Here is a 21,917-nt window from a genome sequence, read left to right on the forward strand (position 1 = left end):
ACGCCCTGAAAATTATCCAACAGCTTTCTCTCTACTGTTTGTAGCTATAAACATTCATAAAACTTGTGCTTTCATATGAAATATGATAAACAAGAATAATGATTAAAATGTGAATTAAAAATGGGGGTAATCATTGATGAAAAAAGTGCTAGTAGTATGTGAAGCTGGAATAACAACGAGTTTGCTTGTAAAAAAATTAAAAGAACAAGCAGAAGAAAGTAAAATAGAGGTAGATATTCATTCTAAGAGTACTTTGGAGGGTATTGATACTGCAAAAAAAGAGGCAATAGATGTTATTTTGCTAGGACCGCAGGTTCATCGTGAAGAAAATGCATATGGTGAAGTCAGTGAAGCAGTGATCAAAAGAATATCTGTAAAAGACTATAATACGATGAATGCTTATAGTGTATTTGATCAGATTAAAGAGGCTCTGTAGTTGGATATTGAAGTCTTTATGCCACTTATTACTGAAGCGGCACAGGCAAAGCAGGCGGCTTACGAAGGGCTTGCTTTTGCTAAAAAGCATGAGAAAGAATCTTATGAGAAGAAAATGGAGGAGGCTAAGCAGCATCTGCTGGCCGCTCATCGAAAACAGACAGACCTTCTTACAAAAAACGCACGTGAATCGGAGACAGCAATAACAATTTACCTTATTCACGCAATGGACCATGTAACAAATGCGGGCATGATTTTTGAACTAACGCAGGAGTTAGCTGAATTGAATATGAAAGTTAATCCTTCTTAAATTAAGTTAGGTAAGTAAGGCAGCACTAATGATTTAACTAAATGAAACAGGCCACGGGGATATATACCCATGGCCTGTTTTTTCTATAATTCCCCAGTAAGAAACTGCGCTCTTCCTTTTCCGAAGCTCCAATCGGAATCTTCATTGACTGAAACAGAAACCATCACGTCTGATGCAGAAATATTACACTTTTTTTGAATTGCCCCTGACAGATTTTTATAGAATGCAGTAATTTGATTTTCGGGCCGTTTTCTCGTGAACATATGCACTAGTATGAATTTATTTGTTCTTTCCATTCCAAGCCCAGTATCATGAGCAATCATTTCATAAGGTTTTAATTGTTGTACAAGTTGATAGCGGTCCTGCTCTGGTACTTTAAATGTATCTACCATCACTCGGTGAGCAGTATCCAATAAGAGGGTAATTTCGTCTTCATTTCGTCCTTCGTACATGTAAAATTTTAATAATGGCATATTTTTAACCCTCTCTTAATTGATATTAAACCATAACCAAATCAACTAGGTGTTCTTTTTTCAACAAATCGGCTTGCTTAATGGAAAGTTGGCTGTCAGTAACAATTGTATGCAATTGATTAAGATGAGCATAAGTGAATAATGAACTTTTACCAAATTTAGTGGAATCGATTAGTAAATAAATTTCATCTGCGCGACTGCAGACAATTCGTTTAATTCGATTTTCCAACAATGAAGAGTTAGATGCTCCATTAGCCATTGAAAAAGCAGTGGCAGACATAAAAGCTTTTGAAATATTATATTTGCTGATTGTTTCATCATCTGTTACGCCAATAAACGATTTTGTAGCACGGTCGTACGTTTCTCCAATAATTATAAGCTGGATATTTGGATACTTTACAGCCTTATTGATCACTTCCAAACTATTCGTAATTAGTGTGAATTCGATTGATGAAGGCAGTTTATCGAGAATAAAATGAGTTGTAGTCCCAGAATCAATATAAACAATATCATTTTCTTCAATACAAGTCGTGCAGTGATGACCTATTTTTCTTTTTTCAGTGAGGGAGCTGATTGTTCGTTCTTCATAGGCGGTTGTTGCTGATTTTGATTTATTATAGATCACTCCGCCGTATACTTTTCGAATAACACTGGCTTCCGTTAACTCATTGATATCTCTGCGGATCGTATTTAAAGAGACGTCAAATATATCCTTGAGTTCATCGAGAGAAGCTTCCTGTTTTTTTTCTAAGTATTCCTCAATTTGATGAATGCGTTTAGCTTTCACAATTCCCACCTCCTTATTTAATATAAATGGCTAAGTGTGATGATTATATTGTATCATAATATAGCGCATACAAAAAAGTAATATGATAAAGTTTATCAAGAAATAACCAAAATATAATTAACACTTGATTATTTTTTTAGGAAAAAGTAGAATAAACTCATAACTTAACAAATATTGTGAAAACGATTACGAGGAGGAACAATGATGGCTAAAAAAATGAAAAATTACATCAATGGATCGTGGGTAGAAAGTAAAAGCAGTGAAACAATAGAGGTGTATAACCCAGCTACAAAAGAAATAATTGCAGAGGTGCCCCTCTCTACTAAAGAGGATCTCAACCAAGCTGCTTCTGCTGCTCAAGCAGCATTTGAAGACTGGCAGGCTACAGCTGTTCCAAAGAGGGCTCGCATTATGTTTAAATTTCAACAATTACTTATGGATAACAAACAGGAGCTTGCAGAAATAATCACTATAGAAAATGGGAAAAGTTTAAATGAAGCGCTTGGAGAAGTGCAGCGCGGCATTGAAAATGTGGAATTTGCTGCAGGTGCACCAAGCTTAATGATGGGGGATTCTTTAGCTTCTATCGCCACAGATATTGAAGGGACCAACTATCGTTATCCAGTTGGTGTTGTAGGCGGAATCACACCATTTAACTTTCCTATGATGGTGCCTTGCTGGATGTTCCCGATGGCTATTGCAGTTGGAAACACTTTTGTAATGAAACCTTCTGAAAAGACTCCGCTGCTTATTGAAAAGCTTGTAGAGCTTCTAGAAGATTCCGGCCTTCCGAACGGCGTCTTCAATGTTGTAAATGGTGCACACGATGTTGTAAACGGTATCTTAGAAAACGAAAATATTAAAGCAGTTTCATTTGTAGGATCAAAGCCTGTTGGAGAATATGTATTTAAAAAAGGAACCGACAACTTAAAACGAGTGCAGGCATTGACTGGAGCTAAAAACCACACGATTGTATTAAACGATGCCAATCTGAATCTAACTGTAAAAGAAGTAATCAGTGCAGCGTTTGGTTCAGCAGGTGAACGGTGTATGGCTGCGGCAGTTATTGCTGTAGAAGAAGGAATATACGACCGTTTCATTGAGAAACTAAAGTTGGAAGCAGAATCTATTCAAATGGGTAACGGACTTGATGACGGAGTCTTTTTGGGACCCGTTATACGAGAAGAAAATAAACAAAAAACGATTGAATATATTGAAACTGGTGAAAAAGAAGGCGCTTCTCTTACATTAGACGGCCGGGAGAGAGCTTCCGATGAAGGCTATTTTGTTGGTCCGACTATTTTTGAAAACGTTACGACATCCATGACTATTTGGAAAGATGAAATATTCGCACCAGTGCTTTCTATTATGAAAGTGAAAGATCTGAAAGATGGGATTCGTAAAGCAAACCAATCTGAATTTGCCAATGGAGCATGTTTATTCACAGATAGTGCATCAAGTATCCGATATTTCCGGGAGCACATCGATGCAGGAATGCTTGGCATTAATCTTGGTGTCCCAGCACCAATGGCCATTTTCCCATTTTCTGGTTGGAAATCATCGTTTTTTGGCTCTCTTCATGCGAATGGAAAAGATGGAGTAGAATTCTACACTCGTAAAAAAGTAGTAACGCAACGCCACCCTAAACCTGAATTTAAGGAGGAGTCATAATGACCGATCTTCTTTATAAAAAGCGGGAAGTGAAGCTTTCAGAAGGAGTAACTTTACTGCAGGATTTAAATAAATCAGCTACAGGTCTTCAGTACGTAGAATTTAAAGTTATAGAAATTGAAGAAGGTGCTGATTTTGAAGAAAAGCTTCAAGATAAAGAACTTTGTGCCGTTATTTTAACTGGAAAAGTAGATATAAATGTAAACGAACATTTCTTCGGTGAACTCGGTACAAGAGATTCTGTATTTGAAAAAAAACCAACAGATAGTGTATATGTGCCTTCAAGTGCAAGTTTTGCAGTTAAAGCATTGAAAACTTCCCGAATAGCTCTTTGTTACTCTAATTCATCCAAAGTGCTGGAGCCAAAGGTAATTCGTGCAGAAGATAATGATGTTGAAATGCGGGGAAAGTACGCTAACCAGCGACTTGTGCATAATATTCTCCCGGATTACGTGGATATACCGGAAAATTTGCTCGTAGTCGAAGTTTATACAGATAGTGGAAATTTCTCCAGCTATCCGCCGCATAAGCATGACGAGGATAATCTTCCTACAGAATCTCTGCTTGAAGAAACATACTACCACGAAGTGAATCCGCAGCAGGGATTTGTATTTCAGCGTGTGTATACAGATGATAGGTCGCTTGATAAAACAATGGCAGTAGAGCATCAGGACTGTGTATCTGTGCCAAAAGGTTACCACCCAGTAGGGGTACCAGATGGGTATGATCTTTATTATTTAAACGTTATGGCAGGACCAGTAAGGAAATGGAAATTCCACAATGATAAAGATCATGAGTGGATTATAGAGAGGGACTGATTATGACTAAATTTGATTTGATTACATTTGGACGGGCAGCAGTGGATTTGAATGCAGTAGAATACAATCGCCCTATGGAAGAAACGATGACTTTTAAAAAATATGTAGGCGGCTCGCCGGCTAATGTTGCCATTGGTTCCTCCAAGCTGGGGTTAAAAGTAGGAATGATAACAAAAATTTCTGACGATCAGCACGGGAATTTTGTAGAAAACTACATGAAAAACGCTGGAGTAGACACTTCTATGTTCAGTAGAGACAAAGAAGGACGAAAAATAGGACTTACATTTACCGAAATTAAAAGCCCGGAAGAATGCAGTATTCTCATGTATAGAGAAGAAGTGGCTGATCTTTATTTGAGTCCTGAAGATGTAGATGAAAACTACCTTTCACAAACAGAAACATTACTAGTTTCCGGGACTTCTCTAAGCCAATCCCCTACCAGGGAAGCAGCGTTCAAAGCTGTTGATATTGCAAAGAAACATGGTATAGAAATAATGTTTGAATTAGATTATCGTCCTTATACATGGAAGTCAGCTGAAGAAACGTCAATTTATATGACTATGATGGCTAGACAGGCAGATATTGTTATAGGAACAAGAGACGAATTCAATATGATGGAAAATAAAGAAAGTAAATCTGATGAAGAATCGGTTAAAGCTTTATTTGATTATTCACCTCATCTTGTTGTAGTGAAGCATGGAGTAAAAGGTTCTCGTGCTTTTACGGAAGACGGAAAAGTGGTTGAAGGCACTATCTATAAAACTCAAGTACTAAAAACATTTGGGGCTGGAGATTCATTTGCATCAGGTTTCATCTATGCGTTGAAGAAAAATAAAGGTATTAAAGAAGCGCTGCAGCACGGTAGCGCAGCAGCTTCAATTGTAGTTTCTAAGCACAGTTCGTCGGAAGCGATGCCAACTGTCGAAGAGATTGAAAACTTAATGAATCAGTAAGGGAGGGTGTAATTCATGACAGAAACAGTAAGGTTGACTACTGCTCAAGCTCTTATCAAATTTTTAGAAAACCAATATGTGAAATTCGATGATGAAGAAATTCCGTTTGTAGAAGGGATCTTTAATATCTTCGGACATGGAAACGTACTTGGAATAGGTCAGGCACTTCAAGAAACGAGGGGACGTCTGAAAGTTTATCAAGGTAAAAGTGAGCAGGGAATGGCACACGCTGCAACAGCATTTGCTAAAGAGAAAAAACGCAGGCAAATTTATGCAGTCACGAGTTCAGTAGGACCAGGTTCAGCTAACTTAGTAACTGCCAGTGCTACAGCCCTTGCCAACAATATACCTGTTTTGTTCCTGCCAGGAGATACGTTTGCAACGCGCCAGCCAGATCCAGTACTTCAGCAGATTGAACAATATCACAGCTATAAGATCACTACAAACGATGCACTGCAGCCTGTTTCCCGCTATTGGGACAGAATTGAACGCCCTGAACAGTTGATGACAGCCCTTATTCGAGCATTTGAAGTACTGACCAATCCAGAGACGGCCGGTCCTGTAACACTTTCTATTTCTCAAGATGTGCAAGGAGAAGTATATGATTTTGAGGCCTCATTTTTTGAGAAGCGAGTCCATTATGTAGATAGAGCAGTGCCTTCACAGGAATCGTTAAATAGAGCTGTTGAAACAATAAAAAAAGCAAAAAAACCGCTCCTTGTTATAGGAGGAGGAGTAAAGTACTCAGATGCTGGACAGGCAGTTGCCGCTTTTGCTGAAAAACACGAAATAGCACTTGTAGAGACACAGGCAGGGAAATCTGCAGTCTCAGGTACTCATCCTTATAATCTCGGGGGACTGGGAGTCACAGGAACATTAGCTGCTAATAAAGCAGCTAAGCAGGCTGATGTAGTGATAGGTGTTGGAACACGTTACACCGATTTTACTTCATCCTCTAAAACAGCGTTTAATTACGCCGAAACGTCTTTCGTAAATATTAATGTCAGCCGAATGCAGACTTATAAAATGGATGCTTATTCACTAACTGGTGATGCTAGAGCAACAATTGAACTAGTTACAGAAAAATTGGGGAATTATCAAAGCGGTTATTCTTCATCTATAGATGCTTTGAAAAAAGAATGGATTCAAGAAAGAAATCGCCTTGGAGCAGTTGTAGTGGATTTCGATGATGATAATTACAAGCCTGAAATTCAAGATGGGTTTGAAAAGGCACGGTTGAAAGACTATGCTTCTGTGCTGGAAACTAATTATGCCCAGACTGCAGCATTGATAAAAGTGAACGATACAATTGGAAAAACAAGTCGTGTAATCACGTCAGCTGGTTCATTACCCGGAGACATGCAGAGATTATGGGAGGCGGAAGTGCCGGATACGTACCATGTAGAATATGGATACTCAGCGATGGGGTATGAAATTGCCGGAGCGTTAGGAGTGAAACTTGCTCAACCAGATCATGAAGTTTACAGCATGGTAGGGGATGGAAGCTTTTTGATGCTTCACACTGAACTGGTTACAGCAAGACAATATGATAAAAAAATCAATATTGTGCTTTTTGATAATTCAGGATATGGCTGCATCAATAATCTTCAGATGGGTCATGGAAGCTCTAGTTTTTGTACAGAGTTTACAAAAGAAGATAACAGTATCCTAACGGTAGATTATGCAAAAGTAGCAGAAGGATATGGACTTGATACGTTTACAGCTTCAAATCACAAAGAGCTGGAAAAATCCCTTAAACAGGCAGAACAAAGTACCAATTCTACACTTATTCACGTAAAGGTCTTACCCAAAACAATGACAGATGGTTATGAAAGTTTCTGGAATGTAGGAATTTCTGAGCGTTCTTCTAATGATCAAGTTCAAAAACGGGCCGAAGATATTGTAAAAACTCGTGCAGAGGCAAGGCAATATTAGGATAAAGAGGGATAAGTATGAAAACTATTCGTATCGGAGTTGCTGGTCTTGGAAGACTCGGATTGATTCATATTCATAATATCTATCATATGAAACACGTAGAGTTGACCGCTGTATCCAACCTGGATGCGGCGGTAAACAAAAAAATACAGCACAAATATAATATACCTTATGCTTACACAAATTATAACGATATGATTCTCAACAAAGATCTCGATGCCGTATGTATTGTTACTCCTTCCGGATTTCATACAGAACACATAAAAAAGGCCCTCGATCATAATTTGCATGTTTTCTGTGAAAAACCAATTGGGCTGGATGTAGAAGATATTAAAAACACGATAACCGAAATTGAGAAATCACCTAACGTTTTTCACTTAGGGTTTATGCGCAGGTATGATCCTGAATATATGTATGTTAAAGAAATGATTGAAAGCGGAGAGCTGGGAGATATTTCTTTTATTAGGTCTTATGGACTTGATCCCATATCTCAGTTAAATTCATTCGTTTCTTTTGCAAAAAAGAGTCCAAGCGGAGGGTTATTTTTGGATATGAGTGTACATGACATTGATATTATCCGTTGGTTTACCCAAAGCGAAATCAAGCGTGTGTGGGCATCAGGAAACAATAAAGCGGCTCCTGAATTAAACGAACTTGGAGAAGTTGAATTTGGAACAGCGATGATGGAACTAAGTAATAATACTACTGCGTTTATAGTCGCTGGAAGAACGGCAAATCATGGTTATCACGTTGAGACGGAGGTAATCGGAACAAAAGGAATGGTAAGAATTGCTGCCACCCCCGATAAAAACAAAGTAATGCTGTTTAACGAATATGGTGTTGTAAGACCTACATCACAACATTTTCCCGAGCGATTCAAAGAAGCATATATCAAAGAAATCGAAGAATTTATAAGTTGTATTCGTGAAGAAAGACAACCTGAAGTTTCTGCTTGGGATGGTTTGCGCAGTACAGAAGTTGCAATTGCCTGCCAGACCTCGTATGAAGAAAAGCGTCTTATTGAACTATAAAATAGAAAGGTGGTTTGATAGACATGCAAAATATTAAATTAGGTTATGCTCCTATCGCATGGACAAATGATGATATGCCCGAATTAGGAGCAGAAAACACATTTGAACAATGCATCAGCGAGATGGCTCTTGCAGGGTATGAAGGAACAGAGGTCGGAAACAAATACCCTAAAAATCCCGACGTACTTAAGCGGTATTTAGAACTAAGAGATCTTGAGGTAGTTAGTGCCTGGTTCAGCTCCTTTTTAACAACAGCTTCATATGAAGAAGTAGAAGAAGATTTTGTGAAACACCGGGATTTTCTTTATGCGCTGGGAGCTAAAGTGATTGTTGTGTCAGAACAGGGACATAGTATTCAAAAAGAGTCTGTACCACTCTTTACCAATAAACCTGTTTTTAACGATGAACAATGGAACCGCTTAACTACAGGACTTGAAAAACTTGGAAGTTCAGCTGGTGAAAAAGGTATGAAACTTGTTTATCATCATCATATGGGTACTGGGGTTCAAACTACAGAAGAAATTAATCGTCTTATGGAAGAGACGGATCCCGCTAAAGTAAGTCTTCTTTTCGATACGGGGCACTTAGTATTTTCAGGGGAAGATCCATTGTATATCTTAAAGAAATTTGCTCACAGAATTCACCACGTACATTTTAAAGACATTCGTAAAGATGTCGCAAAGAAAATAGCTGAAGAAGAAGATAGTTTTTTAACGGCCGTACGGAAAGGTGCGTTCACTGTTCCAGGTGATGGAATGATTGACTTTAAGCCGATTCTCACTTATTTAATTGAGAATAGCTATAGTGGATGGATTGTAGTAGAAGCCGAGCAGGATCCTTCTATTCACAATGCGTTTGAATATGCTAAAAAAGCTAGAAAGTATATTGATAGCATCAATTAAAAGGAGGTTATGAAAATGAACATGTTTGCAATCATAAGCTTTGCCGTAATTATTGTTACAATCTATTTCTATGCTTATTATCGGAGTCGCAAAGTTGATAAAAAGGATACCGAGGGCTATTTTCTCGGGGGGAGATCGTTAGTATGGACAACAATGGGTATGTCCATAGTAATGACTAATTTGTCGACAGAGCACTTAGTCGGTCAGAATGGCCAGAGTTATGCAGCGGGAATGGAGGTCATGGCTTGGGAAGTAACGGCAGCTATTGCAATTGTTCTATTCGCCTGGGTCTTTTTGCCTCGTTATCTAAAGTATGGTATTAACACGATATCGGATTTTATAGAAGTTCGATATGATACGGCAACAAAACGAATAGTCTCTATACTATTTATGTTTACATACACAGTCAGCTTTATGCCTGTCGTGTTGTATTCCGGGGCACTGATTTTTAATGACATTTTCAATATAGATACAATACTCGGAGTTAATTCTATGACTGCTGTAGTAATTATTGCAGGCATCATTGGATCAGTTGGTGTATTTTATTTATTTGCCGGTGGTTTGTCACTTATTGCTCATAGTGATTTCGTGTACGGTATAGGCTTTGCTATTGCAGGTCTTACTGTTGCTGTACTTGGTTTCATTGCACTAGGTAACAATAGTTTCATCAATGGAGTAGATGTTGTTTTAACTAATTCTTCAGAACGGCTAAATGCATGGGGAGATCTTGACTCTGCAATTGTTCCTTGGCCCGCGCTTTTCTTAGGAATGTTATTTAATAACTTATACTTCTGGTGCACAAACCAGATGATTGTCCAAAAATCTCTAGCTGCAAAGAGTCTAAAAGAAGCACAAAAGGGTACGATGTTCGTTGGAGTATTTAAGATCTTTGGTATCTTTTTCTTGGTGGTTCCGGGTATCATCGCTTATAACATGTTTGGTGGAGACATGCAGATGGATCTAGCTTACCCAGCCCTTGTAAGCGCTGTCCTTCCAGAATGGGCGTTAGGAATATTTGGTGCAATTGTATTCGGTGCTATCATGAGTTCTTTTGTTGGAGCTTTGAATGCCACTGTTACACTTTTCAGCTTAGATTTTTATAAGCCTATCATTAACAAACAAGCTACGAACAGACAAATTGCGAGAATGGGACGGATTCTCACAGTGGTAGTTGGTGTGATTGTTATTATTATAGCGCCACTTATTTCACTGTTCCCTCAAGGTTTATTTGCTGTAATTCAAGAGTTTAATGGACTTTACAATATGCCGCTTTTAGCCATTATTCTTGTCGGATTCTTTTCAAAGAAAACTTCTGCACTTGGAGCGAAAATAACTTTTATTTTCCATGTTGTTATATACAGTTTTTCAAGTCTTGTACTTACAGACATTCACTATTTGTATGTATGGAGCGTTCTGTTCATTTTAGATCTGCTTATTCTTTATACGTTCAGTAGATTAAAACCAGACCGTCACGATTTTGAATTTGAAAAATATCAAAGCAAGGTAGATCTTACACCTTGGAAATATTCTAAATTAGTTGGTACAGTGTTGCTGCTTCTTGTGGTTACAATGTATGTAATCTTTTCTCCATTAGTATTGGCTGGATAAAAATTAGGAGGATTTTATATGGACAAATTAACAGTAGGAATTGTCGGGGCAGGACGTATTGGGAAACTTCACATCGATAATTTAAAGAAAAATCCAAGAGTATGTCTAAAGCGGGTGGCAGATCCTTTTGCTGATAATCTGCAGGAGTGGTTTGAGACTAGTGGGGTAGAAGAAATGAGCCCGGACTATGAAGATATTTTTAAGGACAGTGAAATAGATGCGGTGTTTATTTGTTCGCCCACGAGCACTCATGCAGAATTAATTAAGCGGTCGGCTGCAGAAGGAAAACATATATTCTGTGAGAAGCCTATTAGCTTTGATGATCAAGAAACAGTAAAAGCATTTGAAGATATAAAGCAGGCAGGCGTTAAGTGTCAAATTGGTTTTAACCGGCGGTTTGATAAAAACTTTCTAGGATTAAAAGAACGGGTGATCAACGGAAACATTGGAGATCTTCATATTTTGAAGATCACCTCGCGTGATCCAAATCCACCTCATGCAGATTATATTGAATTATCAGGTGGTATGTTTATGGATATGACTATTCATGATTTCGACATGGCCCGTTATCTTGCAGGATCAGAAGTTGTTGAGGTGTTTGCATCAACAGCTAATCTAGTCGATCCTCTTATTGGGGAAAAGAACGACATTGATACTGCTATAATAACACTGAAGTTTGAAAACGGGGCGTTGGGTGTTATCGACAACAGTCGAGAAGCAGTATATGGATATGATCAGAGAATTGAAGTTTTTGGAAATAAAGGAGCTCTTGTAGCAGATAATGAAACATCTACCAATATCAAATATTATCATTCACAGACGGTGGAGTTAGATCTACCCTTGCCGTTTTTCCTTGAACGCTATAATGATTCTTTTACTTTGGAAACGGAATTATTTGTAGAAAGCATATTAGATGGTAAAGATACACCAGTCGTTTTCAGAGATGGATTGATGGCTCAACGAATAGCTCAGGCGGCTAAGGAGTCTTCTTTGCAAGGAAGACCTATAAAAGTTCAGACAGAAGAGCGGTGGTAAGAATGACTCGAATGCTTGAACATGCGATGAGAAATCAATTTGCCGTGCCTCAATTTAATATGAACGGTCTCTCTTGGCTGCGTGCGGTTTTAAAAACTGCTGAAGAAAACCATGCTCCTGTTATCATAGGTACCACAGATAAAATTGCAGATCAGCTCGGAGGTTTCCGATTGCTGGTTCAGAGTTTTCGAATTATGAAAGAAGAACTGAATATTAGTGTGCCGGCTATTTTGCACTTAGATCATGGTCAATCAGTAGCTCGTTGTCTAGAAGCGGTAGATGCTGGATATGATTCCGTAATGTATGATGGATCTAAATTTTCTATTGAAGAAAATATTATAAACACAAAAAAAGTTGTGGAATATGCTCATACAAGAAATGTGTCTGTGGAAGCGGAAGTAGGAAGTGTGGGAGGAACTGAGGATGGGGTTTATAGTGATATGCTCTATGCAGATCTGGAAGAATGCGCCCGTCTTGTGAAAGAATCAGGTGCGGATAGTCTAGCTCCTGCACTCGGCTCTGTACACGGGAAATACCGTGGAGAACCTAATCTTGGTTTTCGTGAAATGGAAGAATTAAGGAAGAGCATTCATGTTCCATTTGTTCTCCATGGAGCTTCCGGAATTTCTGATTCTGATCTTAAAAAAGCGATCGCACTCGGCCATTGTAAAATTAACTACAATACAGAGTTGAATATTGCATGGTCTGAAGCAGTTCGCAGCCTGCTTGTAAAAGATCAGCAGATTTTTGCACCGATGGAGATTTTACGCCCAGGTGAGAAGGCTATTGAGCAAGTAGTGGAAGTTATTTTGAAGCGAACAGGGGCAGCAGGTATGGCTGCAGTCGATATGAAAAGTTGAAGTTATACTGTATTGAAAAACGATCTAACAACAAAAAGACGCCTCCGCGGGCGTCTTTTTTTATTGTTACAGTTTTCCCGTTAGGAACTGGGCTTCTCCCATGCCAAAGCTCCAATCGGCATCGCCGTTTGAAACAATAGAAATCATTATATCTTCTTTGGAAATACCGCACTGTTCATGCAGTTCTTTGACGAGATGATGGTAAAGCGCTTTTTTCTGTTCTTCTGTGCGCTGCTTGCTCGTTACGCTGATCAACACGACATCTTTGCTGCGCGTAAACCCGAGTCCGGTGTCTTCAAGGATCATTTCCTCCGGTGCGTGCTGATGGACGATTTGATAACGGTCTTTTTCCGGAACTGCAAAAGCATCAACCATTCCACGGTGTGCGGCATCAAGCAGTGTTTTCAAGCTTTCTTTGCTTCTTCCTTCTAATACATCAAATCTCATAAGCGGCATAATAATTCCTCCAATCGTATAAAATATGTTTCCAATAGAAGCGTTCAGCTCTTTATTGTATAGATCCTCCTGCGTACTGACAAGTTATCATGTAAGCAAATGTATCAGGATATTCTAATGCTGCCTTTTCTTTATTATACATTTTACTTTCTGTTAAGTAGAGAAGGAATTTCCTGCACATAATGTGTCGTGAATATTCTGACAAATAGGTGCTATCATTAACACAAAATAAAGGAGGCGGAGATAATCGAACAAATAAGGCAGGTGCAGAAAGAAAAGCAGGAACTGCTGGAGAAAGACCGGCAGTATTTATGGCATCATATATCACCGCACAATGAAAACCCTGTTATTTTTGAAAAAGGGCAGGGGAGCTGGATTACAGATATCGATGGAAATGAGTATATTGATGCGATGTCCGGGCTCTGGTGTGTCAACGTTGGCCATGGCAGAGAAACGATAGCCGAAGCAGCCATGACGCAGATGAAAAAACTAGGGTATGTACCGCTCTCGAATTCCCATGCGCCGGCTGCCAATCTGGCTGCGGTATTAAACAGCTGGCTCATTGAAGATTACCGTTTCTTTTTTTCGAATTCCGGATCCGATGCAAACGAGGTAGCCTTTAAAATGGCGAGACAGTATCATCAGCAGAAAGGCACCTATGGCAAATACAAAATTCTTTCCCGGTACCGCGCATACCATGGCAATTCGATGGGGGCGATGGGAGCAACCGGACAGGCGTCGAGAAAGTTAAAGTATGAACCGGCAGGGGAAGGCTTCAAGCATGTACCGCCTCCTTACTGCTACCGCTGCCCGTTTGGAAAAGAGCCTGACAGCTGTTCGCTTGAATGCGCATCTGCTATTGAAAACATGATTGAATGGGAAGGCGAAGCGTCTGTCGCCGCGGTGATTGTCGAGCCCGTTATTACAGGAGGCGGAATGATTGTGCCGCCGGAAGGGTATCTGCCGGAGCTACGCGCTATCTGCGACAGGTATGATGTACTGCTCATTGTAGACGAAGTAATCTGTGGATTCGGGCGCTCGGGAGAGCCATTCGGCCACCGGAATTATGGGGTGGTGCCTGATATGGTAACGATGGCTAAAGGAATTACGAGCGCCTACGCCCCGCTTTCTGCCACGGCCGTTCGTAAAGAAATGTATGAAGTATTCAAACAAGGAGAGGCGATGAGCCATTTTCGACATGTGAATACATTCGGCGGTAATCCTGTCTCCTGTGCGGTCGCGCTGGAAAACTTGGCTATTATAGTAGAAGAAAAGCTGGTAGAGGCGGCGAGCGACATGGGAGCTTTTCTGGCAGAAGAGCTGAATGCGTTATGGGAATTTCCGATAGTTGGTGATATTCGAAGTTTTGGCCTGATGGCAGGCGTTGAACTGGTGGAAGACCGCGAATCTAAATCGCCTCTTCCACTTGATAAAATGAATCAGCTGCTGGCATTCTGCCGGCAGAAAGGCGTGATTGCCGGGAAAAATGGAGATACGGTTCCCGGATACCAAAATGTGCTTACTTTTGCTCCTCCCTTCATTATTACCAAAGACGAAATCCGGCAGATTCTCGAGGTAGTTAAAGAGGCGTTGACCGAGGTAACAGTATAGAAACCAATCACCTTCTCTTGAAAGAGGAGGTGTTTTTTTATTAATAAAATGAATTTTCAGAAATTTTAGGGAAAGAAATCTGACAGTAGAAAGGCTTGATACAGTAGATGATTTAACAAAATGTTAAATCGAAGGCGCAATTCTGCCACATCCTGTTAATGCTAATCAGCTTTTCAATCTTTAATATTAGCGTCAATCATCATTACATTTTACGAGGAGGAAGAAAAATGAGTGATCAAGTACGTGTCGGGCTGATTCAGGCTTCAAATGATGTAGATGGGGCAGAGCCGGTCGCCCTTCATAAAGAAAAAGCGATTGAAAAACATATTCGGATGATTGAAGAAGCAGCCGAAAAAGGTGTACAGATTGTTTGCCTGCAGGAAATATTTTATGGGCCGTATTTTTGTTCGGAACAAAATTCCAAATGGTATGAAGCAGCTGAAAAGGTGCCGGACGGACCGACAACCAGGCAGTTTCAAGAGCTGGCCAAAAAATACAGCATGGTCATTGTCCTCCCTATATACGAGGTGGAAGGCATTGCGACCTATTACAATACTGCGGCAGTTATTGATGCAGACGGATCTTATTTAGGAAAATACCGAAAAAATCATATTCCCCACGTCGGGGTCGGCGATAACGGCTATGGCTTCTGGGAAAAGTTTTACTTCAAACCGGGCAATATGGGCTATCCCGTGTTTGATACGGCCTATGCCAAAATCGGCGTGTACATCTGCTATGACCGCCACTTTCCGGAAGGGGCAAGGCTGCTTGGCCTGAATGGCGCAGAGATTGTGTTTAATCCTTCTGCTACGGTAGCCGGTTTGTCCGAATATCTATGGAAGCTGGAGCAGCCGGCCCACGCGGTCGCAAACGGCTATTTTCTGGCCGCCATTAACCGGGTGGGGACGGAAGGACCCTGGAACATGGGCGAATTTTACGGACAGTCCTACATTGTAGATCCGCGCGGCCGGTTTACGGCAATGGCAAGCCGGGACGAAGATGAAGTGCTTGTAGGAGACGTAGACAGAAAAATGATCCGCGAAGTCCGTGATACCTGGCAGTTTTATCGGGACCGCCGCCCGGAAACATACGACGAAATGATCCAGCAGATTCCATAATTTGAAGGAGGAAGATGTAATGGCTACGAACCAAACAGAATCATGGATTTCAGTGGAGGATATCAAAGCAAACTTTGCTGAAGCCCACCCGGCTTTAAAGCAGAAAGATGTGGTGGATGAAGCGAACCGCTGTTTATACTGTTATGATGCGCCCTGTATTACCGCCTGTCCCACCGATATAGACATCCCGGCATTTATTAAGAAAATTGCCTCCGGGAATATGAAGGGCTCGGCGGTAACCATCATGGATGCCAATCCGTCGGGCGCGAGCTGTGCCCGGGTATGTCCGACCGAAGAGCTCTGCGAAGGGGCCTGTGTACTTAATCATGCGTCTACTCCAATAATGATCGGCGACCTGCAGCGCTATGCCACCGACTGGGCCATAAAAAATGAACAGGTTCTTTTTAAAAAGGGAGAAGACACCAAGCAGCATATTGCGATTGTCGGCAGTGGACCAGCCGGACTCTCCGCGGCAAGGGAATTGGCACGCTTCGGGCACCGGGTAACCATTTACGAAGCGTCAGCTGAAGCAGGCGGTTTAAACACGTACGGCATTGTCTCGTTCCGGTTACCGAAAGAGATTCCCGCCTGGGAAGTCAAACAGGTGAAAGACCTGGGTGTTGAAATCAAAACAAATACTGTCGTTGGAAAAGATATAAGCGCGGCTGAACTTATTGAACAGCACCATGCTGTCATTATTGCCGCCGGTATGGGCAAGGTCCCAACGCTTGGTATTGATGGAGAAGAACTAAAAGGGGTCCGGGATGCCATTGAATTCGTAAAAATGACAAAGTCCGGCAAATGGGAGGAAAATCTCAGCGGAAAAAAAGTGGCCGTCATTGGAGCAGGAAACACAGCAGTTGATGCGGCGACCTGTTCGGTCCGGCTCGGCGCAGAGAACGTGAAAATGGTTTACCGCCGAACGGAAAAAGAGATGACTGCCTATGCGTTTGAGTATGAATTTGCCAAGCAGGACGGCATCGAGTTCAAATGGCTCTCAGCCCCGGCAAAAATAGAAGGCAACAGCAGCGGTGAAGTCACCGGCCTGCTCGTTAATAAAATGAAGCTGGAAGCCGCTGGAGAAGACGGACGCCAAAAAGTAAAAGCGATCGAAGGCGCTGTAGAAACGTTGGATGTAGATTTAGTAATAAAAGCCATCGGCCAGGAGCGGCTGAATCCGATCATTGAAGCGTTTGAAGTGACGCATTCCGACGGTGTGATTCAAATAGATGAGACGACGTACGCCACGTCGAAAAACGGCGTTTACGCGATCGGAGACATTATTTTTGGAAAAGGCCAGGGGGAAGCAATGGTTGTCTCGGCCGCCCAACAGGGAAAGAAAGCCGCCTGGGCGATTCATTCAGAGCTGACGGAAAACGCCGTCCATTCTGCCTAATACGAAACGACAAAGGAGAGATTTGATATGGCAAACCTCGAAACATCGCTTGCAGGCATCCGCTCTTCCAATCCATTCTGGCTTGCTTCGGCCCCGCCGACGAACAGCGGGTACCAGGTGCAGCGGGCATTTGAAGCCGGGTGGGGAGGGGCAGTCTGGAAAACCCTTGGCGATCCGATTCTCAATGTATCTTCCCGTTTTGCTGCCACCTCGTTTAACGGCCAGGCTGTAGCGGGATTCAACAATATTGAATTAATTACCGACCGGCCGCTGGAAGTAAACCTGCGGGAAATTGAAGAAACCAAAATCAAATACCCTAATCATGCGATCATCGCTTCTCTGATGGTGGAACCGAACCAGGAAAAGTGGCATGAGATTGTCAAAATGGTGGAAGCCGTTGGAGTCGACGGACTGGAGCTGAACTTCGGCTGTCCGCACGGTATGGCAGAGCGCGGGATGGGTGCTGCATCCGGACAGGTGCCTGAGCTAGTAAAACAGCAGACTGCCTGGGTAAAAGAAGTGGCGCAGACGCCGGTTATTGTGAAATTGACCCCAAATATCACGGATATAACCTTTACCGCCAAAGCAGCCGTAGAAGGCGGGGCGGACGCCGTCAGTATGATTAATACGATCAACAGCCTGGCCGGGGTGGACCTGGACAGCTGGAATACGGTCCCCCATGTCGCCGGTAAAGGCGCCCACGGCGGGTACTGCGGCCCTGCCGTAAAGCCGATTGCGCTGAATATGGTAGCTGAATGTGCAAGGCGGCCTGATATTAATGTGCCTATTTCCGGTATGGGAGGAGTATCCTCCTGGAAAGAAGCCGCGGAGTTCATGCTGATGGGTGCTTCCAACGTGCAGGTATGTACGGCGGCTATGCATCACGGCTTCCGCATTGTAGAGGATATGATCGACGGACTGAACAATTACCTGGATGAAAAGCAGATAGGCAGCACAGCCGAACTTGTCGGCCAAACGGTGCCGAAGTACTCTGACTGGGGCGAGCTGGACCTGAATTACCGGGTCGTGGCACAGATTGACACAGAAACCTGTATTAACTGCAATAAATGCCATATTGCCTGTGAAGATACGTCGCACCAGTGCATTGATATGTTGAAAGACGAGCAGGGAAATGATTTTCTCCGTGTACGAGAAGATGATTGTGTCGGCTGTAATCTCTGTTCTATCGTCTGCCCTGTAGATGGGGCAATTGAAATGGTGGAAGCACCGCGTAAAACCGGCGAAGAGCCGATGACATGGAATGAAAGGCAGTCACTGGTTTCCATGATGGGAGCTAAATAGAAGGGAGCGGGATGGATGAATACAACGATCATTAAAAACGGAACCATTGTAACGGCAAGTGAAGCCTATGAGGCGGATATTTTGATTAAAGGGGAAACCATTGCCCAGATCGGGCGTGATTTTCCGGAAGAAGGAGCCGATGTGATTGATGCGTCCGGCCGTTATGTGTTTCCGGGAGGAATTGATCCGCATACCCACCTGGAAATGCCGTTTGGCGGCACCGTCACAAGGGATGATTTCGAAACAGGGACGATTGCGGCCGCCCATGGCGGCACAACTACGGTTATTGATTTCTGCCTGACAGGTAAGGACAAGCCGCTGGAAGAGTCTATTCAAGAGTGGCACGCCAAATCCAAAGACAAGGCAGTCGTGGACTACAGCTTTCATTTAATGATCGGGGAAATGAACGAAACCGTTCTGAAACAGCTGCCGGGCATTATAGAAGAGCATGGCATTACTTCCTTTAAAGTATTTATGGCTTATAAAAATGTGTTTCAGGCAGATGATGAAACGCTGTTCGAAACGCTGCTGGCTGCGAAAGATCTAGGGGCTCTTGTCATGGTGCACGCAGAGAATGGCGATGTGATTCACTACTTAACAGAAAAGGCGTTGGCAGAAGGGAAAACCGAGCCAATCTATCATGCATTGACAAGGCCGCCGGAAATCGAAGGAGAAGCTACGGGAAGAGCTGCCCAGCTGACGGCGCTCGCCGATTCCCAGCTTTACGTTGTTCACGTGAGCTGTCAGGAGGCGGTGGAAAAAATAGCGGAGGCCAGAAGAAAGGGCGCCGCGGTGTTTGGCGAAACATGTCCGCAGTATCTGGCACTCGATCAGACGTACATGGAAAAACCGAACTTTGAAGGAGCCAAGTATGTCTGGTCACCGCCGCTCCGCGACAAGAAAAACCAGGAGCAGCTTTGGAAAGCAATACAGAGTGGAGATCTTCAGACGATCGGATCCGATCAGTGTTCTTTCGACTTTCACGGCCAAAAAGATCTAGGCATAGACGATTTTACGAAAATACCGAATGGAGGGCCGATGATCGAAGACAGGTTCAGCATTATTTATTCAGAAGGAGTGGCCAAAGGCCGGATTTCCCTGCAGAAATTTGTAGAAATCACTTCTGCGAGAGCCGCCCAGCTGTTCGGCCTGTCTCCTCAAAAAGGAGCGGTCGCTGTAGGAAGTGATGCAGATCTTGTGATTTTTAATCCGGGCGTAACGAGAACGATCAGCGTGGACACCCACCATATGGCGGTTGATTATAACGCTTTTGAAGGTATGGAAGTGCAGGGAGAAGTGGAAACAGTTCTCGTGCGCGGCAAAGCAGTTGTCAGAAATAAAGAAACCGTCGGAAAGCCGGGGAGCGGCCGGTACATGAAACGTAAGACTTTCCAAAGCCTGACCGCTCCAGCAAAAGCAGAAACCATTATTTAATCAACCAGAGAGAAGCTGGATAAAAATATGTAGGAGGATACATGAATGAGCCAAAAAGACCGTTATCTGAAATCGCCTGACCTGCTGCCGGTATCCCATGCCGGCAAAAAGATCAGTACCTTTGGTTTTGCTGTGATGTGGGTCGGAATGGCCGTGGTGCTTGCTGCTTTTGCAATCGGCGGCGATGGTGTCTTGTCGCTTCCTCTTGGCTGGGTGGTACTGGCTTCTCTGCTTGGCTCTCTTGCTATCGGCATATTTATTACGATTGTAGGAGATATTGGAATTGAACACGGGTTATCCTTCCCCGTTTATATGCGGGCGCCGTTTGGAACGGTCGGCACGCACATTCCTTCGTTAACACGTGGAATTACCGCTTCCATCTGGTTTGGTATTAATACCTTTTTTGGTGCTACCGCGATTAACGGCATATTAAATATTATGATGGGATTTGATAACTGGCTTCTCTGCTACGCCTTATTTGCAACCGCCCAGTTGATTAACACGGCGATAGGCATTAAAGCCGTCGAGCGATTTGCAGATCTGGCTGCGCCGATTATCATTATTATTTCGATCTGGATGTATTATGTGCTTACTTCTACCGCTTCAGCAGGCGGCACGGACGTGTGGAACAGCGTGGAAGCGCCGGTATCCGGAACAACAGCAGTCAATGCGTTTTTGATCGTTCTGTTTGCCAACATGGGCTTCTGGGCTACGCTGGCAGCGGATATTCCCTCGATCTCCAGGTTTATTAAAGCTCCTAAGTATGAAAGAAACTGGTGGAAACGAAACAAAGGAACGCTCGTTGGAAGCGTGATTTCCCTGCCGCTCGTTCAGACATTCATGGTATTAATCGGGGGTGTCTGCTATATTGCCCTTGGCAACTTCGATCCGGTGGTGGCCCTGCAGGAAACAGCTACAGGTGTAGCGCTGGCGGTACTGCTGTTGATGATCGTCTTTGCCCAGTGGTCGACTAATACGTCAGCGAACGTGATTCCGGCCGCAACAATTTTTTCCAATACCGGAGGCCCCAAGGTTCCCTTTTATGTAGGTGTGTTTCTCGCAGGCCTTGTCGGAACCATTGTTCAGCCCTGGCTCTTGTTTGAGATTCTCGTTCCCTTTCTCTTAGTAGTTGGCGGAATATTATCAGCTATTGTCGGCATACTGATTGTTGATTATTATATATTACGAAAAAGACGTGTGAACGTGCCTGATCTATACCGTCATGATGGGCAGTACCGCTATTTCAAAGGCATTAATGCAGCCGGGTTTATTTCCTGGATAATCGGCGGTGTCAGTGCTTACTTATTGATGGACTATTCCTTTTTAATCGGTTTTGCGGTTGGAGGGGGAAGTTACTATGTATTAGGTAAATTCTGGTGGTTTCCTAAGTACAAGCAGGCTGAAATAGAAGATCCAAGTGATGAAAAGTATTTGGGTATTACAGTCGGACGCGATTGGACGATAAAGGAAGGTGAAGCAGCCAAACGTGAAGTAGCGAGTACTGAATTTAAATAATGGAGGCGGACATCAATGCGGGAGCATGCAGAATTTTTACTGGAGAAAGAAAAAATCGATGCCCTGATAAAGAAAGGCTACACGATAACTGCGGTACAGGAAAATCTGGAAGGCGCGTTCGTGCAGTTTTCCAATGGGGAGCAACAGGCCCATCTGCATATAGAAAGCGCAGATGCGAGAAAATATTTTTCCTTTCTGTTAAAAAAGCAGAAAGAAGAAGCCGCTTCTACCTAAACGAACCCAGCCGACATCAATCGGCTGGGTTTT

General features: G+C 42.6%; 21 protein-coding genes. 18 read left to right on the plus strand and 3 right to left on the minus strand.

The features are described 5' to 3' along the window. Nucleotides 1-136: 136 nt before the first annotated feature. Nucleotides 137-436 carry a PTS sugar transporter subunit IIB gene (locus AC5W14_RS04325; protein WP_496193753.1) on the plus strand — a complete coding sequence of 100 codons (300 nt, stop codon included), beginning with the start codon at nucleotides 137-139 and terminating at the stop codon, nucleotides 434-436. Further along, a complete protein-coding gene (locus AC5W14_RS04330) occupies nucleotides 437-745 on the plus strand; it encodes a PTS sugar transporter subunit IIA (RefSeq protein WP_496193754.1) in 309 nt (102 codons plus the stop codon). Nucleotides 746-828: 83 nt separating this feature from the next. Here AC5W14_RS04330 and AC5W14_RS04335 read toward each other — a convergent pair whose 3' ends face one another. After that, on the minus strand, nucleotides 829-1,218 hold the full coding sequence (locus tag AC5W14_RS04335) for a tautomerase family protein (protein ID WP_496193755.1): 390 nt from the start codon (nucleotides 1,216-1,218) through the stop codon (nucleotides 829-831). Between the two features lie 25 nt (nucleotides 1,219-1,243). Further along, the gene (locus tag AC5W14_RS04340) at nucleotides 1,244-2,005 is read right to left on the minus strand and encodes a DeoR/GlpR family DNA-binding transcription regulator (protein ID WP_496193756.1); all 762 of its coding nucleotides are present in this window, start codon (nucleotides 2,003-2,005) and stop codon (nucleotides 1,244-1,246) included. A 204-nt stretch (nucleotides 2,006-2,209) separates the two neighbouring features. On the opposite strand from AC5W14_RS04340, the gene AC5W14_RS04345 reads away from it, so the two are divergent. From AC5W14_RS04345 to AC5W14_RS04385, 9 genes are read left to right on the plus strand one after another with little or no spacing between them, the layout of a single operon-like run. Further along, nucleotides 2,210-3,676, plus strand: a complete 1,467-nt coding sequence (locus AC5W14_RS04345) for a CoA-acylating methylmalonate-semialdehyde dehydrogenase (protein ID WP_496193757.1) — start codon at nucleotides 2,210-2,212, stop codon at nucleotides 3,674-3,676. After that, the gene (gene iolB / locus AC5W14_RS04350) at nucleotides 3,676-4,494 is read left to right on the plus strand and encodes a 5-deoxy-glucuronate isomerase (protein WP_496193758.1); all 819 of its coding nucleotides are present in this window, start codon (nucleotides 3,676-3,678) and stop codon (nucleotides 4,492-4,494) included. Before AC5W14_RS04345 ends, iolB begins: the two co-directional genes overlap by 1 nt. Before the next feature lie 2 nt (nucleotides 4,495-4,496). Next, nucleotides 4,497-5,447, plus strand: a complete 951-nt coding sequence (iolC, locus tag AC5W14_RS04355; RefSeq protein WP_496193759.1) for a 5-dehydro-2-deoxygluconokinase — start codon at nucleotides 4,497-4,499, stop codon at nucleotides 5,445-5,447. 15 nt (nucleotides 5,448-5,462) lie between these two features. Further along, the gene (gene iolD, locus AC5W14_RS04360) at nucleotides 5,463-7,382 is read left to right on the plus strand and encodes a 3D-(3,5/4)-trihydroxycyclohexane-1,2-dione acylhydrolase (decyclizing) (protein ID WP_496193760.1); all 1,920 of its coding nucleotides are present in this window, start codon (nucleotides 5,463-5,465) and stop codon (nucleotides 7,380-7,382) included. 17 nt (nucleotides 7,383-7,399) lie between these two features. Next, the gene (locus AC5W14_RS04365) at nucleotides 7,400-8,413 is read left to right on the plus strand and encodes a Gfo/Idh/MocA family oxidoreductase (protein ID WP_496193761.1); all 1,014 of its coding nucleotides are present in this window, start codon (nucleotides 7,400-7,402) and stop codon (nucleotides 8,411-8,413) included. 14 nt (nucleotides 8,414-8,427) lie between these two features. Continuing rightward, nucleotides 8,428-9,315, plus strand: coding sequence for a myo-inosose-2 dehydratase (iolE, locus tag AC5W14_RS04370; protein ID WP_496193762.1), 888 nt, complete (start codon nucleotides 8,428-8,430; stop codon nucleotides 9,313-9,315). A 15-nt stretch (nucleotides 9,316-9,330) separates the two neighbouring features. Then, the gene (locus AC5W14_RS04375) at nucleotides 9,331-10,923 is read left to right on the plus strand and encodes a solute:sodium symporter family transporter (protein WP_496193763.1); all 1,593 of its coding nucleotides are present in this window, start codon (nucleotides 9,331-9,333) and stop codon (nucleotides 10,921-10,923) included. Nucleotides 10,924-10,941: 18 nt separating this feature from the next. Next, on the plus strand, nucleotides 10,942-11,958 hold the full coding sequence (iolG, locus tag AC5W14_RS04380; protein ID WP_496193764.1) for an inositol 2-dehydrogenase: 1,017 nt from the start codon (nucleotides 10,942-10,944) through the stop codon (nucleotides 11,956-11,958). 2 nt (nucleotides 11,959-11,960) lie between these two features. Continuing rightward, complete coding sequence (locus AC5W14_RS04385; protein WP_496193765.1) at nucleotides 11,961-12,818, plus strand: class II fructose-bisphosphate aldolase; 858 nt, start codon at nucleotides 11,961-11,963, stop codon at nucleotides 12,816-12,818. Nucleotides 12,819-12,884: 66 nt separating this feature from the next. Here the strand turns inward: AC5W14_RS04385 and AC5W14_RS04390 are convergent, their stop codons facing one another. Next, nucleotides 12,885-13,274 (minus strand): tautomerase family protein, encoded by a 390-nt coding sequence (locus tag AC5W14_RS04390; RefSeq protein WP_496193766.1) that lies wholly within the window; start codon nucleotides 13,272-13,274, stop codon nucleotides 12,885-12,887. A 264-nt stretch (nucleotides 13,275-13,538) separates the two neighbouring features. On the opposite strand from AC5W14_RS04390, the gene AC5W14_RS04395 reads away from it, so the two are divergent. From AC5W14_RS04395 to AC5W14_RS04425, 7 genes are all read left to right on the plus strand, one after another. Further along, nucleotides 13,539-14,885, plus strand: a complete 1,347-nt coding sequence (locus AC5W14_RS04395) for an aminotransferase (RefSeq protein ID WP_496193767.1) — start codon at nucleotides 13,539-13,541, stop codon at nucleotides 14,883-14,885. A gap of 227 nt (nucleotides 14,886-15,112) precedes the next feature. Continuing rightward, complete coding sequence (locus tag AC5W14_RS04400; RefSeq protein ID WP_496193768.1) at nucleotides 15,113-16,003, plus strand: nitrilase-related carbon-nitrogen hydrolase; 891 nt, start codon at nucleotides 15,113-15,115, stop codon at nucleotides 16,001-16,003. A gap of 19 nt (nucleotides 16,004-16,022) precedes the next feature. Continuing rightward, nucleotides 16,023-17,399, plus strand: a complete 1,377-nt coding sequence (locus AC5W14_RS04405; RefSeq protein WP_496193769.1) for an NAD(P)-dependent oxidoreductase — start codon at nucleotides 16,023-16,025, stop codon at nucleotides 17,397-17,399. A gap of 27 nt (nucleotides 17,400-17,426) precedes the next feature. Then, a complete protein-coding gene (preA, locus tag AC5W14_RS04410) occupies nucleotides 17,427-18,701 on the plus strand; it encodes an NAD-dependent dihydropyrimidine dehydrogenase subunit PreA (protein WP_496193770.1) in 1,275 nt (424 codons plus the stop codon). Between the two features lie 15 nt (nucleotides 18,702-18,716). Continuing rightward, complete coding sequence (gene hydA, locus AC5W14_RS04415; RefSeq protein ID WP_496193771.1) at nucleotides 18,717-20,135, plus strand: dihydropyrimidinase; 1,419 nt, start codon at nucleotides 18,717-18,719, stop codon at nucleotides 20,133-20,135. A 45-nt stretch (nucleotides 20,136-20,180) separates the two neighbouring features. Continuing rightward, nucleotides 20,181-21,650 carry an NCS1 family transporter gene (locus AC5W14_RS04420; RefSeq protein ID WP_496193772.1) on the plus strand — a complete coding sequence of 490 codons (1,470 nt, stop codon included), beginning with the start codon at nucleotides 20,181-20,183 and terminating at the stop codon, nucleotides 21,648-21,650. Nucleotides 21,651-21,665: 15 nt separating this feature from the next. Beyond that, nucleotides 21,666-21,884 (plus strand): hypothetical protein, encoded by a 219-nt coding sequence (locus AC5W14_RS04425; protein ID WP_496193773.1) that lies wholly within the window; start codon nucleotides 21,666-21,668, stop codon nucleotides 21,882-21,884. Nucleotides 21,885-21,917 lie beyond the last annotated feature (33 nt).

This window comes from Sinobaca sp. TMA16-18 (assembly GCF_059510535.1).